The sequence below is a fragment of the Pseudofrankia inefficax genome (assembly GCF_000166135.1).
GTDB classification, from domain to species: Bacteria; Actinomycetota; Actinomycetes; order Frankiales; family Frankiaceae; genus Pseudofrankia; species Pseudofrankia inefficax.
Window position 1 is genome coordinate 6,956,663 of sequence record NC_014666.1, and the last position, 15,665, is coordinate 6,972,327.

The 15,665-nt window shown below is 69.9% G+C and carries 6 protein-coding genes; 5 read left to right on the top strand and 1 reads right to left on the bottom strand.

The window, feature by feature from the left end:
- The first annotated feature begins 39 nt into the window (after positions 1-39).
- The 5 genes from pglX (at position 40) to FRAEUI1C_RS28180 (ending at position 14,601) form a co-directional block, all read left to right on the top strand.
- A complete protein-coding gene (gene pglX / locus FRAEUI1C_RS28160; RefSeq protein ID WP_013426768.1) occupies positions 40-3,633 on the top strand; it encodes a BREX-2 system adenine-specific DNA-methyltransferase PglX in 3,594 nt (1,197 codons plus the stop codon).
- A gap of 157 nt (positions 3,634-3,790) precedes the next feature.
- Positions 3,791-7,732, top strand: coding sequence for a DUF6079 family protein (locus FRAEUI1C_RS28165; protein WP_013426769.1), 3,942 nt, complete (start codon positions 3,791-3,793; stop codon positions 7,730-7,732).
- A 47-nt stretch (positions 7,733-7,779) separates the two neighbouring features.
- Positions 7,780-10,860 (top strand): BREX-2 system phosphatase PglZ, encoded by a 3,081-nt coding sequence (gene pglZ, locus FRAEUI1C_RS28170; protein ID WP_232425151.1) that lies wholly within the window; start codon positions 7,780-7,782, stop codon positions 10,858-10,860.
- 52 nt (positions 10,861-10,912) lie between these two features.
- Positions 10,913-12,250 carry a BREX system ATP-binding protein BrxD gene (gene brxD, locus FRAEUI1C_RS28175; protein ID WP_013426771.1) on the top strand — a complete coding sequence of 446 codons (1,338 nt, stop codon included), beginning with the start codon at positions 10,913-10,915 and terminating at the stop codon, positions 12,248-12,250.
- A complete protein-coding gene (locus FRAEUI1C_RS28180) occupies positions 12,247-14,601 on the top strand; it encodes a DEAD/DEAH box helicase (RefSeq protein ID WP_013426772.1) in 2,355 nt (784 codons plus the stop codon). Before brxD ends, FRAEUI1C_RS28180 begins: the two co-directional genes overlap by 4 nt.
- Before the next feature lie 115 nt (positions 14,602-14,716).
- Here FRAEUI1C_RS28180 and FRAEUI1C_RS28185 read toward each other — a convergent pair whose 3' ends face one another.
- Positions 14,717-15,136 (bottom strand): restriction system modified-DNA reader domain-containing protein, encoded by a 420-nt coding sequence (locus FRAEUI1C_RS28185; RefSeq protein ID WP_013426773.1) that lies wholly within the window; start codon positions 15,134-15,136, stop codon positions 14,717-14,719.
- Positions 15,137-15,665: the final 529 nt, after the last annotated feature.

The window sequence follows — 15,665 nt, forward strand, 5'->3', positions numbered from 1 at the left end:
GAAGCTGCTGATGTTCGCTGCGTGGGTGGGGAGACGTTCATGATCGACCGGGTGGCGCTGCTGAAGGACGCCCAGCGGCAGGTGAAGGACCTTGAGAAGGATCTACGCGCTCAGGTCGACGAGGTGGCCGAGGTCGGGACGCGGCTTCGGGCTGAGTACGACCGTGCGTTCAAGGTCGGCCGGACGGCAGCGACGTGGTCGGCGTGGCTCGGCGAGAGGGTCACCCAGGCGGCGGTCGCTTGGGTTCTGGGAACGGTCTTCGTCCGGTTTTGCGAGGACAACGGCCTGATCGGCGACCCGTTCCTCGCCGGCCCAACGACAGCACGCCTGACACTGGCCGAGGAGCGGACCGAGGACTTCTACCGGCGCCAACCCGAGAAGACGGCGCGCGACTGGCTGCGGAAGTCCTTCGATGAGATAGCGAAGGTCCCGGTCGGCGCGGGCCTGTTCGACCAGCGGCACAACGCGCTGTTCCAGATCCCACCCACCCACGACGCGGCCAAGAACCTCCTCGCCTTCTGGCGGCGGCGCACCGAGGCCGGCACCCTGGTCCACGACTTCACCGACGACGCCTGGGACACCCGCTTCCTCGGCGACCTCTACCAGGACCTCTCCGAGGACGTCCGCAAGAAGTACGCCCTGCTCCAGACCCCGGAGTTCGTCGAGGAGTTCATCCTCGACCTGACCCTGACACCAGCCATCGACGAGTTCGGATACGACGTCGTCAAACTAATTGACCCGACGTGCGGCTCGGGCCACTTCCTGCTGGGCGCGTTCCGCCGGCTGCTCGCCGAGTGGGAGAAGAACTCTCCCGACCGGGACGTCTTCGAACGGGTCCAGCTGGCGCTGGACGCGGTCCACGGCGTGGACATCAACCCGTACGCGGCGGCCATCGCCAAGTTCCGACTGACTATCGAGGCGCTGCGTGTCGCCGGCTTGACAACACTTGACGCGGCGGCCGGCTACACGTTCCCGCTACACGTGGCTGTGGGTGACTCGTTGCTGAAGAACCGCCAGCTCGACCTCTTCGGCGAGGAGCGAGACGAACTCGCCGAGTTCGCCTACGCCACCGAGGATCTCGCCGATCACCTCGGTATCCTTGAGGAAGGCCGCTACCACGCGGTCGTTGGAAATCCTCCATATTTCACCGTCAGAGACAAGAAGCTAAACGCACTGTACCGCGATCTCTATAGCTCCTGCGCTGGACGTTACACCCTCTCAGTACCCTTTGCGCAACGCTTTTTCGAGCTGGCACGGCAATCGGACGGAGATGGAGTCGGCGCTGGACGCGTCGGCCAGATTACAGCAAATTCTTTCATGAGGCGCGAATTCGGCAAGAAGTTGATCGAGAACTTCTTCGCTCGCGTCGTTGAGCTAACGCACCTTATTGATACGTCCGGAGCATATATTCCAGGTCCGGGCGTAACAACAGTTATTCTTGCGGGTCGCCGCAATCAGCGGAAGCGCATAAAAACCGTTCGGATGATTCTCAGCGTACGCGGAGAGCCATCAATTCCCGACGATCCAAGTCAGGGAGCCGTCTGGCGGGCGATTGTCAATAGCGTGGACGGCAGCAGCAATGACTGGGTTGCCACCGCCGACGTTGACCGCGACGTACTATCGAGCCACCCTTGGACGCTTTCCGTCGGCGACGTCGGTGCGATCATGGACAGACTTGGCGCCGAGGGGCACCGGAAACTCAAGGATGAAATCCTTGGCGACATTGGATTTGCCGGCTTTTCTGGCGTTGACGAGGCATATTACCTGCCCGCTAGCTGGCACGCGAGGTTCCGCACCCCTCAAGCACTTGTTCGGCCTGTCGTGACGGGTGAAGACGTCCGCGACTGGCGCACATCGCCCACCCTGTATGCGATTACACCATACACTTCTGACGGCAGCCTCATTCCAATCGCCTCGTCGTCCGACTGGGTGCGCCATCTATGGAAGTATAAACAAATTGTTGGACGACTGACTGACTTCTCTGGAAGGACCAGGCTCGACCTCGGTACGCCGTGGTGGGCATGGTATCGCTGGGTGGCGGCACGCAATAGCGCGCCAGATATAATTGCCTGTCCAAAGATTGCGAGTCTGAACCACGCCTCCTACGGGCACGACGGCTACACCTATAACCAGCATGTTCCAGTAATAGTACTTCCAGGCAGCTCGGGAGCTGACGCACGACTTTCTCTTGTCGGTATACTCAATAGCTCGACGGCCTGCTTCTGGCTGAAGCAGGTATCTCACAATTTGGGAAGTACCGCTGACGCGACCGGTGCCAGACGAACGGCCACCCCGTGGGAAAATTTCTACGAGGTGACAGGTGCTAACCTTGAGAATCTTCCGCTATCAGCTCAATGCCCTCTCCCGTTGGCTCGCGAGCTAGATCGCCTCGCGCGAAACCTGACGATGGTGTTCCCGCAGGCAGTTGCCGCAGCAGGTCCACCTGCCCGCCCATTGTTGCGTACGGCCCGTAATGAATGGGAGTCGACGCGGGCACGGATGATCGCGTTGCAGGAGGAGCTGGACTGGCAGGTCTACCGGCAGTACGGGCTGCTCGCTGACGAACTGACGCTGCCGATGGCCGATGTCCCCGAGATCAAGCTGGGGGAGCGGGCGTTCGAGATCGTGCTGGCGCGGAAGATCGCGGCCGGCGAGGAGACGCCCGAGTGGTTCACCCGGCACGGTTCCACCCAGATTTTCGAACCGCCCGCGCACTGGCCCGCTGAATACCGGACTCTGGTGGAGAAACGGATCGCTGTCATCGAGGCGGACAAGAACATCGGGCTGATCGAGCGGCCTGAGTACAAGCGCCGTTGGGCGACCGAGGGCTGGGACAAGCTGCAGGACGCTGCGCTCAGGGAGTGGCTCCTCGACCGGCTGGAGGCCCGCGAGCTGTGGTTCGCCGACGTCGACGGCATGGTTCAGCCGCGCCTCTGGACCACCGGCCGCCTGGCCGACGAGTTGGCCGCCGAGGCTGACTTCGTCGCTGTCGCCGAGATCTACAAGCCCGGCGAGAACCTGTCCAAGGTCGTCGACGACCTGGTCGAGAACGAGCACGTCCCGTTCCTGGCATCCCTGCGGTACAAGGACTCGGGCCTGGAGAAACGCGCCGACTGGGAGTCGGTCTGGGAGCAGCAACGCGCCGAAGACACCACACCCACCCCCGAAGCCGCGAAGAAGATCCGCGACAGCATTCCGCTCCCGCCGAAGTACGCCCAGGCCGACTTCCGCAAGGCAAGCTACTGGAAGGCCCGCGGCAAGTTGGACGTCCCCAAAGAACGGTTTATCTCCTACCAGCCGGCCAGCCCTGACAACGACCCGACGCTGCTGGTCGGCTGGGCCGGCTGGGACCACCGCGAGCAGGCCCAGGCGCTGGCGACGCTGATCGTCGAGCGTCAGGACAACGACGGCTGGGGCGCCGCACGGCTCACCCCGCTGCTCGCCGGCCTGCGTGAGGTGATGCCCTGGGTCCGTCAGTGGCACAACGAGGTCGACCCGCTCTACGACGGCTCCCCGGCCGAGGTCTATGACGCCTTCCTCGCCGACGCGATGGGCCGCCACAACCTCACCGCCGACGCCCTGGCCGACTGGCGTCCGCAGGCGGCCGCCCGGGGCCGGAGGGCCACGAAGTGACGGACCCCGCCCGTACTATCCGAACGCGGGCGACACCCCGGTCCGCGCCGGCCGCGAGGTGCCCGTTCGCACAGGCCCGCCCGATGTCGCGCATCGCGGCACCGCCCCGCCAGCACCCGCACGACCAGACCGTTCGCATGACCAGCAGAGGTGCCGCATGACCAGCCCGTCGCCCCTGCCGCTGCTGCGCGAGGTCATCGACATCCCGGAGCGGACGTCCGACAGCGACTTCGTCCTCAAGCTCACCGAGGGCGTCACCGACGCCGCCGCGACGATGCGGGACTACGTGCTGACCGACCGGCTGGTCGGCAACTTCGACGAGGCGCTTGGCCTGATCGCGCAGGCGGCGAGCACCGGGGCGTCGAAGGGCGTCTACCTGCACGGCTCGTTCGGCTCCGGCAAGTCGCACTTCATGGCGGTGCTGCACGCGCTGTTGCGCGGCGAGCCGGCCGCCCGGAGCTTCGACGACCGGCTGACCGACGTCCTCGGCAAGCACGACGCTGACCTGGCCGGCAAGAAGTTCCTGCTCGTCCCGTTCCACATGCTCGGCGCGAAGTCGATCGAGCAGCGGGTCCTCGGCGGCTACGCCGACCAGCTGCGCGCCATGCACCCGGACGCGCCGATCCCGGCGGTGCACCGCGCCGAGGCGTTGCTAGACGAGGCCCGCAACGTGCGGGCCAGAGTCGGCGACGCCACCTTCCTCGTCGAGCTGAACCACGCGGGCTCCGGAAGCGGTGACGAGGACGACTGGGGCGACGACGCCTCCTGGACCGCGGCCGAGCTGGACGCGGCCCTCGCGCCGGGCGCCCAGGACACGGCCATCCGCCGCCAACTGGTCTCCGACTTGCTGTCGACCTGGTTCGCGAACACCTTCCGCGACCTGCGCGAGGACGCCGAGGGCTTCGTCTCGCTGGACGCCGGCCTCACCGAGATCGCCCGGCACGCGAAGGACCTCGGCTACGACGCGGTCATTCTCTTCCTCGACGAGCTGATCCTCTGGCTCGCGAACAACATGGGCGACCAGGCGTTCGTCTCCCGCGAGGTCCAGAAGGTCACGAACTTCGTCGAGGGCGGGTTGGGCGCCCGGCCGGTCCCGATCGTCAGCTTCATCGCCCGCCAGCGTGACCTGCGGGAGCTAGTCGGCGAACAGGTCGCCGGCGACGTCCGCCTGAGCTTCCTCGACGTCCTGACCCTCGCAGACGGCCGCTTCGATAAGATCATCCTGGAGGACCGCAACCTTCCGCTGATCGCCAACCGGCGTCTCTTGAAACCGTTGAACGCCGACGCCGGGAAGGCGATCGAGAAGGCGTTCGAGACGACGGCGAAGGTCCGTGCCGAGGTGTGGGAGACGATGCTCGGCGGCAGCGCCCAGATCGGCGCCGACCGGGACGCGTTCCGGCTCTCCTACCCGTTCAGCCCGGCGTTCATGGAGACCCTCGTCCACGTCTCCTCGGCGCTGCAGCGCAACCGGACCGCGCTGAAGCTGATGCGCCAGCTGCTCGTCGACCACCGCGACGACCTGCGCCTGGGCCAGGTCGTCCCGCTCGGCGACCTGTGGGACGTGATCACCAGGGGCGCCGACACGCCGTTCACCGACGTGCTGAAGGCCGAGTTCGACGCCGCCCAGAAGCTCTACGCCCGCCGGCTGCGGCCCTACCTGCTCGACGCCGAGGGCCTCGACGAGGACGCGCTGGCCCAGGTCCGCCGCGCCAGGGCCACCGGCGCCGCCGTCGACCCGACGCTGGCCACCAAGGTCCGCCGGTTCACCGCCGATGACCGGCTGGTCAAGACGCTGCTGCTCTCGGCGCTCGCTCCGAGCGTCCCGGCGCTGCACAACCTGACGCCGCGGCGGCTCTCGGCGCTCAACCACGGCAGCATCACCAGCCCGATCCCGGGTGGCGAGGCCGGGCAGGTCGGCAAGAAGGTCGAGCGCTGGGCGGGCCAGTTCGGCGAGATCAAGTACCTGCCCGTCGAGGGCGGCGACCCGGGCGTCGGCCTGGAGCTCGTCGGCGTCGAGGTCGAAGGCATCCTGAACTCCGCCGTCGGCTACGACAGCGCCGGCAACCGCCGCGCTCTGATCCGGCGGCTGCTGGTCGAGGAGCTGGGCGTCACCGTCACCGGCGACGCCTACGGTGACAAGCTCGACCTCGTCTGGCGGGGCAGCAAGCGGACCGCCGAGGTGATCTTTGGCTCGGTGCGCGGCGCGGAGCTGCGTGACGACCAGCTCGCCCCCGTCGACCCCGAGTCCTGGCGACTCGTCGTCGACTACCCGTTCGACGACGCCGGCGAGCCGCCCGTCAACGCCCGCGCCCGCGTCGAGCGGCTGCGCGGTGCCGGCGTCCAGCACCGGACCGTCTGTTGGATCCCGGCCGATTTCACCGCCGCGCGGCTGGCCGACCTGGGGATGCTCGTCCGGCTCGACCATCTGCTCGCCGGCGGCGGGCACCGGTTCGACAGCCACGCCCAGCATCTGAGCGCCGACGACCGGCAGCGCGCGCGCAGCGTCCTGAAGAGCCGTTACGACGCGCTGCTCACCAAGACCAGGACGACGCTGCGCTCGGCCTACGGGCTCACGTCCAAGGACGAGCACGACGTCACCGCGGATTTCAACGACCATCTGCGGTCGCTGTGGCCCGGCCTGAACCCGACGCTGCCGCTCGGGGCGTCGTTTCGGGAGGCGGCCCGTCGGCTGGCCGGCGACCTGCTCGCCGACCAGTTCCCCGGCCACCCCGACCTGGACCCCGATCAGACCGGGGTGCCGGTCAAGCTCGCGGATCTCAAGCTGGTCCTCGGCTACGTCACGAAGGCCGCCGAGTCCGACGGCGGCTCCGTCGAGGTCGCCCGCGGCGACCGGGGGCCGGTGCGGCGGATCGCTCCGGCGCTCGGGCTCGGCGTGATGCACGAGGTCCGCTTCGAGCTGGGCCGCGAGTGGGTCGACCACTTCACCCGCCGGGCCGGCCAGGCCGCCGCTGACGGCGGGCCCGGCTCGGCTGGCTCGGGCGCGGACGAGCTGCGGGTCGTCGACCTGCTGCGCTGGATCGACGAGCCGAAGCCTCGTGGCCTGGACGACAACGTCGCCCACCTGGTCGTTGCCGCGTTCGCCGAGCAGACCGACCGGGCCTGGTACCGGTACGGCGGCCTGGTCAACCCGCCACCCGAGCTGACCGCGATCACCAAGGACATGACGCTGCGCGAGCAGCCGCTGCCCGACCAGGCCGAGTGGGAGACCGCGGGCGAACGGGCCCAGGCTCTCTTCGGGGTGCGGCCACCGGCCCTGCGCCGGGGCCGGCTGCTGCGCGCCTTCACCGAGGAGCTGGTCGCCAAGGCCGAGCCCCGCCGGGCGCCTAGCCAGGAGCTGGTCGGCGCCCTGGAGGCACGCGCGTTCGAGCTCGGTCTCGACCTGCGCACCGGGACAGCCGCGGCCGGGCGCAGCGCCGGCGGCACGACCGAAGGCCGGCTGCGGACCGCGCGGGCCGCTCGCGACCTGCTCTCGGCGCTGGACGACCCGAAGGCCGGACCGCAGATCGTCGAGCGCCTCGCGCGGGCCGACCTCGCCGGCTCGCCGAAGCGGCTGCTGGTCAGTATGAGCCACGCCAGCGAGGTCGCTGCGGCGATCAGGGCCGCGCCTTGGGACGAGACGTTTGGCGTCATCGCCGGCCTACCCGAGCCGTACAAGGCCGAGGCGCAGGAGATCCTCGGCCGGATCCAGGCCGCCGGCGCCGCCGACGAGGTGATCAACCCGCTCGCCGCGGTGCTCGGCAACGCCCGCGCCGAGGCGACCGCCCTGCTCCGCCGCGCCACCCAGGCGGCCGTCGCCCCCGTCGCGCCGAAGCCGCCCATCACCGGGCCGCCGCCGGTCGGCGTTCCGGTCGTCCCTGGTCCCCGGCCAACCGCCGGGAGTGTTCCGATCACGATCCCCGGACCTGGCCCGGGCCTCGCCGCGGGGGGAAACGCCGGCTCAGGTGGCGTCACGGGAGCCGGGGCTCCGCGGCACTGGCAGGTCCGCGCTAGTGACCTGGACGAGGCACTCGCCGAGCTGCGTGCCCACATCGGCGACCGGCCGGGCCAGATCGAGATCGTCTGGCGGCCGGAGCGGTGACCGTCCTGTCGCCCACGACGAGCCCCGCTAGCGCGGGCGTGCCCCGGGTGACCCCGGCTGTGGTGCTCGGCCGGGTCGCCCGGCTGCGGCGCTCCGCCGCCAGCAACCACAGCTCGCAGCCGCAGGTCCTGCTGGTGCGCGCCCAGCCGGACTGGCCCGCGCCTGTCGATCTGGCCGTCGCCGGCCGGCCGGTGCGAGTGGTGCCCTGCGTCTCGCCGCTCGCCGTGCTCGAGGAGGTCACCCGCTGGGCCCGCGAGCCCGTCGAGGACGGCTGGCTCGTGCTGCTCACGGACGCCGACGAGGAGCGGCTGGGTGACACCGTGCTCGCGCAGGTCTACCGGCAGCGGGTCGACGTGATCGAGCCGTGGGCTGCCGTTCTGGAGGACTTCGGCGCCACGCAGGCCGATCCGCGGCTGCACGCGCCCGAGTACCGCTGGGTTGCCCAGGCGCTGCTGGAGGCACGGCCACCGGCCGGCTGGCCGCGCCGGCCCAGCGGCCTAATCAGCCGCGAGGACGCGCTCGCGGAGCTCGCCGTCGTCCGGCTTGGCCTAACCGAGTTTGGCCTCGGCGCCGCCGATCTCGACATCGCCACCCTGTTGCGCTGGACGGCCGTTCCCGGCGCGATCGAGGCGTTCCGGCGGCTCGGCGACGACGAGCGCGCCGGCATCACCGGCTACCTCGGCGACCGCACTGGCCGCGCGGGCCGGGCCTTGTTCACCCTCGTCGCCGCTGGCAACGGCGAGCAGGCGCTCGCCCTCGGCCTCGTCTGTGACTGCCTCTGGCCACGGCGCGACCCGGACGGCTCCCCACTGCCGGGCACCGGCGACGCCGCCGCCGTCGAGCGGGCCAAGGTCCGCGTGGAGCGTTACTTCGGCGACGCCCGACTCGACGAGGCAGCCATGCGCGCGTTCGCCGACGCCACTCGAGAGGTCGTCGCGACCGCGCTGACACAGTCCCGCTCGGGCGCGGGCCGGCTCGGGCTCGACAGCGGGGCGACATCGTTCACCCTGCACCCGGACGACGAACTCCCAGCCCTGCTCGACACCGCCGAGCGGCTGCTCGACGAGCTCGACGGACGAGCCGCCGGCGCCGTGAGTGACATCCTGCGGGCTGGGTTCCAGCATCGGCTATCGCTCCTCGCGACGACAGTTCGCGACTTCCTCGCGGCCGCGGAGTCCGGAGTCGACCGCGCACTTCTCGCGACTGCCGCACGCGACGTCGTGACCGCCGTCGTCTCGCTGCGCGCACACTCGCTGGCGAACGTCCAACGCGCCGAGGTCGAACGGGCCCTGATGGCGGCGCGGGTCGTCGGCTGGCTCGCCGTTCAGCCGACCGGTTCGCTCGGCGACAGCCAGGTCGGCGCGGCACGCGCAGGCGGGGACCGACCGGGCAAGCCGACGACGCTGCCTGCAGCCCTCGACGCTCACCTGGACGACTCGGCCTGGGTCGACGTCGCGCTCAGCCACCTGGCGGGCGGCGAGCTGGCACCCGCCATCGGCACGGCGTACGGCGACCTGTACCGGGTCGCGGCCCGGCGGCGGCGCGCCCTCGACGCGTCCTTCGCACGGCTGCTCGCCGACTGGGCGGCCGGGCCGTCCCGGCCAGACGGGCCGCTGCTCGTCGAGGAGGTCCTCGACCGGGTCGTCGCGCCAGTCATAACCGCCCGCGGCGGCGGCCGGGCGCTGCTGGTCGTGCTCGACGGGATGAGTGCTGCCGTCGCTGCCCAGTTGGCCGCCGAGCTGCGCCGCGACCGCTGGGAAGAGTGCGACCCGCTCGGCGTCGATTGGGGCGACACCGCAGGTGAGCCAGCCGGCGCCGCCCGGCGGCGAGCCGCGGTCGCCGTGCTGCCGACCGTCACCGCCACGTCGCGGACGTCGCTGCTCGTAGGTCAGCTGGTCACCGGCGACAAGACAAAGGAGAAGGCCGCCTTCGACGGCCACCCACGCTGGGGACGGCGGCCCGCCCGCCTGTTTCACCATTCCGACCTCGACGGCGCGCCCGGCGCCCCGCTCGACCAGGACCTCACCGAAGCGCTGACCTCCGAGACCCCGCTGGTCGCCGTCGTGATCAATACGGTCGACGACACCCTCGACAAGGGCCGGCAGCGCGACGACGGCGGCTGGAGCCTGGCCGACGTCGGCAAGCTGCGCGCGGTGCTGGCCTACGCGCGCACGGCCGGCCGAGTCGTCATCCTGACCAGCGACCACGGGCACGTCGTCGACCACCGGGCCACGGGGCTGGCCGCCGACGACGCCGTCTCGGCACGGCATCGAGTCCCGGCGGCCGGCATCGTCGCGGCCGGCGACGGCGAGGTGGTGCTCGCCGGGCCGCGGGTGCTAGCGCCCGGCGGCCAGATCGTCGCTCTCTGGGATCCCGCGCTGCACTATCTGGGCCGCAAGGGCGGCTACCACGGCGGCGCGTCGCCGGCCGAGGTGACCGTCCCGGTGCTGGCCTTCCTGCCGTTCCGGCTGTCGACAACGTCCGCGAGCCGCGACCTGCCAGTCGGCTGGCGACCGCTGGCTGACCAGCGCCCGCGCTGGTGGTCCCTGGAGACGCCCGATCTGCTCGCCGGCCTCGGTGGTGGCGACACCGCCGTGGTCAGTCCCCGCAGCAGCGGCAGCGCCGCCGACCTGGCCGAGGGGACGGCGCTTCTCCCGCGTAAGCGCCGACGGGCCGCAGACGAGCAGACCGGACCGGCGCTGTTCGACCTGCCCCAGCAGACCGACGGTGCGGGCGGGCCGGTCGCCGCCCCCGGGGCGCCGGACAGCGGCACGGTGGCCGCACATGCTGCGCCGACCGAGGGTCAGGAGGGCACAGTAGACGTCATCGTCGCCGGGTTGTTGCGCTCGGAGCTGTTCCGGTCCCAGCTCGAAGGGCTGGCCCGGAAGGTGCCGGCGGAGAAAGTCGAGGCCGCGGTACGAGCGCTACTGAACGCGAACGGCACCCTGGCGACGAGTGTCGTCGCCGAGCGAGCCGGTGAGCTACCGCGGCGGGCCGGCGGCTTCGCCGTCAACCTGCGGCGCCTTTTCAACATCGACAACTACCCTGTGCTGGAGGAACTCGACGACGGTTACACCCTGCGGCTCAATCTCGACCTGCTGCGTGCCCAGTTCGAGCTGAGCGCGTGACCGACGCGGCTAACGCGGCGCGGGCGGGATACGCGACGACGGGGAGGCGGGCGTGAGTGGCGAGATTGACGTCAGCGCCGCCCGGCGGCGGGACGTGCTCGACGCGCTGCGACGCGGGGCCGTGCCCGCGGCCGGGCTGGACCTGCTTGCGGTTGGGCTGGACCGGTTCGAGCGGGCGGCCGCCGAGGACATCGCGGCGGTTGCTGCCGGCGGCTCAGTGTTCAAGGCGGTCCGTGGCGAGTACGGCTCCGGGAAGACGTTCTTCACCCGCTGGCTCGCCGAGCGTGCCAAGAAGGCCGGCCTTGCCACCGCCGAGGTGCAGATCTCGGAGAACGAGACCCCGCTACACAAGCTGGAGACCGTCTACCGTCGGCTCACCGAACGGCTGACTACAGCGACCTTCCCGCCAAGCGCGCTGCGCCAGGTTGTCGACGGCTGGTTCTACGCGCTGGAAGAGGACGTTCTCGCCGCCGACGACAAGGCCGGTGATGACGCTGAGGCGCTCGACCGGGCCGTCGACGAGCTGGTCGACCGGCGACTCGCCGAGGTCGGCCGCACGGCGCCGGCATTCGCCGCGGCGCTACGTGGCTACCGGGCTGCGCTCGCGGCCGGTGACGAGGCGACCGCGGCGGCCGTGCTCGCCTGGCTCGGCGGGCAGCCGCACGTCTCGGCGAGCGCTCGCAGGTCCGCCGGGGTGCGCGGGGACCTGGACCATTTCGGCGCGCTCGGCTTCCTGCAGGGACTGCTGGTCGTCCTGCGTGACAGCGGCTTCCGCGGCCTGCTCGTCGTCCTCGACGAGGTCGAGACCTTGCAACGAGTCCGATCCGACGCGCGAGACAAGGCGCTGAACGCGCTGCGGCAGCTCATCGACGAGGTTCACAGCGGCCGGTTCCCCGGGCTGTTCCTCGTCATCACCGGGACGCCGGCCTTCTACGACGGCCCGCAGGGTGTGCAGCGGCTGACGCCGCTCGCGCAGCGGCTGGCGACCGACTTCACCGCCAACCCAAAGTTCGACAACCCGCGGGCGGTGCAGCTGCGGCTCGCTGGGTTCACCGAGGCGTCGCTCGTGGAGCTCGGCGGGCGGGTCCGCGGCCTGTACGTGGCCGGAACGTCGAGCGGTGCGGCCGGACGGATAGGGGACTTGGTCGACGATGCCTATCTCGGAGAGCTCGCCGGGGCCGTGGCCGGACGGCTCGGCGGGAAGGTCGGCGTCGCGCCGCGGCTCTTTTTGAAGAAGCTCGTCGGCGACGTCCTCGACAGGGTCGACCAGTTCGACGACTTCGACCCGCGTCGCGACTACCCGCTGACCATCAACTCGGCCGAGATGAGCGATCTAGAGCGCAACGCCGCCGCCAATCGGGCCGACGACATCGACCTGGACCTCGGGTGACCGAACCTGTCCCGCTAGCATCTGCCGGCGGTACGGAGTCCGCCGACCTGCTGCATCCGGTGGTGCTACACCACATCGTGAACACGCTGCAGTGGCCGGGACTGCGGCCGTTGCAGGAGGCGGCAGTGGAGCCGCTGCTCGCCGGGGCGGACGCGTTGCTGCTCGCCCCGACAGCCGGCGGGAAGACCGAAGCCGCGGCGTTCCCGGTGCTGTCTCGGATGGCGTCGGAGAACTGGCAGGGAACGTCCGTTCTGTACCTGTGTCCGCTGAAGGCGCTGCTCAACAACCTTGCGCCGCGTCTAGAGTCCTACACCGGTTGGCTCGGCCGACGCGCCGCCGTCTGGCACGGGGACGTTACCGAAAGCCGCCGCAACCGGATCCGCCGCGAACGCCCCGATGTCCTGCTGACCACGCCTGAGTCGCTGGAGGCGATGCTGGTCAGTGTCCGCACGGACCATCGTGGCTTCTTCGTCGGCGTGCGCACGATCGTCGTCGATGAGGTGCACGCGTTCGCTGGCGACGACCGTGGCTGGCACCTGCTCGCCGTCCTCGAACGCCTGCGCCGCATCGTCGCCGCCGAGCGGACCGCCATCAACGATCTTTGCGTTCCGCGGAACGGCGTGGTCGCCTGCGAGCAGCCCGCCCAGCCAGCCGGCTCAGGTCACGGCGCGGGCCTGGCCGAGGAGCGGCCAGCCGGCGCCGCTCCCCCTGAGCTGCAGGTCATTGGCCTGTCCGCGACGGTCGGGAACCCGGAGGAGCTGCTGCGCTGGCTGCAAGGCTCCCGCGTCGGACGCCGGCCAGCGAGGGTCATCGCCCCCGACCTGCCGACCGCCCAGGCCGTGCCGCTGCCCACCGCACCGCCAGTCGCCTCGCCGCCGGACCTCGCGACTTCCGGCGCTGCCACACGAGCCGCGCCGCCGGCCGGCGACATCGAGCTGGACTACGTCGGCTCGGTCTCGAACGCGGCCAAGGTACTCGCGGCGCTGCACCAGGGCGAGAAACGACTCGTCTTCTGCGACTCCAAGAAGATTGTCGAGGAGCTGGGCCAGGCGTTGCGCTCGCTCGGCGTGACGACATTTCTCTCGCATGCATCGCTGTCGGTCGACGAACGGCGCCGCTCGGAGGAAGCGTTCGCGCAGGCCCGCAACTGTGTGATCGTCTCGACGAGCACGCTGGAGCTAGGCATCGACGTAGGCGACCTCGACCGCGTCATCCAGATCAACGCCCCAGGCACGGTCGCCTCGTTCCTACAACGCCTCGGACGCACCGGACGGCGTCCAGGGACCCTGCGCAACTGTCTGTTCCTCGCCCTGTCCGAGAGCGCCCTCGTCCACGCCGCCGGACTACTGCTTCTCTGGGGTCGCGGCTGGGTCGAGCCGGTCGTCCCCCCTCCGGAACCACGCCACATCGTCGCCCAGCAGCTCCTCGCCTACTGCCTGCAGGAAGGCCGGATCGGTGACCAGACGTGGGTCGACGAGTGGAATGGCCTCGCTCCATTCGACCGATCTGCCGAGCCGATCGTTCGTCATCTCGTGCGTATGGGCCACCTGGACTCCGACGGCGGCATGCTGTTCGTCGGCCCCGAGGCCGAACGAAGGTTCGGCCACCGCCACTTTTCCGAGCTGACCGCGGTCTTCACCGCTGCACCGGAGTTCACCGTCCTGTCCGGCCGCGACGAGATCGGCCGGACCGACCCCGTCCTGCTCACTGACGAGGTCGAGGGCCCGCGCATGCTTTTGCTCGCCGGCCGAAGTTGGCGCGTCACCTACATCGACTGGAAACGCCGCCGCTGCTTCGTCGAGCCCGCCGAACGCGGCGGCCGGGCACGATGGTTGACCTCCGGCGATGTAGCCATGTCCTTCGACATGACCAGGGCGATGCGCGAGGTCCTCCTCGGTGCCGACCCACCAGTTCCGCTCACGCGCCGGGCCCAGGAACGGCTCGCGACCATCCGCGATAGCCATCTCGACGTCGTTCACCCTGGCGGAACGGTGATCGTCCGTACCGACGACCTGACGGACATCCGCTGGTGGACCTGGGCTGGAGAACGCGCGAACCGCACCCTGACCGCGAGCCTCGGGGATTTGGCCGACTCCCTCCAAACCCCGACCGCTGCCTACCTTCGCTTGCGCACCGATCTGACCCCGGAGATGTGGAAGACCGCGACGGCGGACCTCGAGTCCCGCCTCTGCCTTCCGCACGTCACCGATGAGGCCCTGGCCGGCCTGAAGTTCAACACCGCGCTCCCACCGCGCCTGGCCGAAGCCACCCTCGCCACCCGCCTCGCGGACCTTCCCTCCGCGTCCACAGTCCTCCGACAACCCGTCCGCTTTACCTTCTTGCAAGCCTGACCGCCAGGGGCCTATCGGCGGTGGTCATGGATTCCCCGGCTGCGTGCTCCGCCTGGGCGGCACTCCCGGTGATCGCGTTCACATCCACCCGCCGGTGCAGGCTCCGCTGCTCGTGCTAACTCGAAGTTGTGAGCGCGTCCAGCAGTTGGCGAAGAGTCTTGCCGCTAGCGTCGTGCGTCCAGTTCTTGTTTCCGTCGATCTGCGAGCCGACATTCTCTCTGAGCGCGGGTGACGGCCCGAGGAACGTGCGGCCGTCGGGTAGCTGAGTCCAGCCGTCCGCGGTCACTACTGCGTGGTAGATCGTGCCGCTTCGCTTGCGGACATGCGTCAATCGGTCCCCGGGCTTCACGAGTCCGGCGTCCACGAGCTTCGCAAGATTGCCAGGCCGACGAGCCGTCGTCGACTCGTCGGCCGCCGCCGGACCGGAGAACCCCAGGATGCGGCGCAGGACATCATTCGGGGTGTCGACGAAGGGTACGGCCTGATCTTGAAGGCGCTTGAAGACCTGCTCGTCGACCTCGATCTGCGGGACCATGCTTGACTCCATCCTCCCATGTCGTTGCACTTTAAGTCTGCGAGACATGAAGTTGAAAGTCAAGGGCGGGGCGATCACACCGCAGACGGCAGGGTGTGCGTCGGATGGCCACTAGAACCAGTGGTAAGCCGGTCGACCAACCGCACGGCGGGGTCACGCCCGACGGTGTCGTGCATGGTCCGGAGGTCGCCGTCGGCGTCGCCGGTCTGGGTGAGTGAGCTTGATCGGACAACCCGCATGATCCGGACCCGGAGTCCTCGTGTCAGGGTGCCACCACACCGCGCGTCGAGACGTCGGTACGACGTCCGCCAGACGGCGGAAACGCGCAGGTCAGGCGTCCGCAAGACCGCTGAAGGACGGCGCTCTGGCTCCGGGATATCGGGCCGGCGCCGGCCGCCGGCCGCACCGTCCGCGGTTGTGGGGCTTCCCGAAGACTGGCCCAGCGCTGGGGCTCTGGCGGCGCACCTCATCCCACTCGATGCCTTACTGCGCTCCGTCGAAAATTTCGGCGCGTTGCTCATCGCTCAGC

What these genes read in the sequence shown, in the direction of transcription:
- pglX (WP_013426768.1), top strand. Translation starts at nt 40, where the DNA reads ATGATCGACCGGGTGGCGCTGCTGAAGGACGCCCAGCGGCAGGTGAAG.
- FRAEUI1C_RS28165 (WP_013426769.1), top strand. Translation starts at nt 3,791, where the DNA reads ATGACCAGCCCGTCGCCCCTGCCGCTGCTGCGCGAGGTCATCGACATC.
- FRAEUI1C_RS28185 (WP_013426773.1), bottom strand. Translation starts at nt 15,136, where the DNA reads ATGGTCCCGCAGATCGAGGTCGACGAGCAGGTCTTCAAGCGCCTTCAA.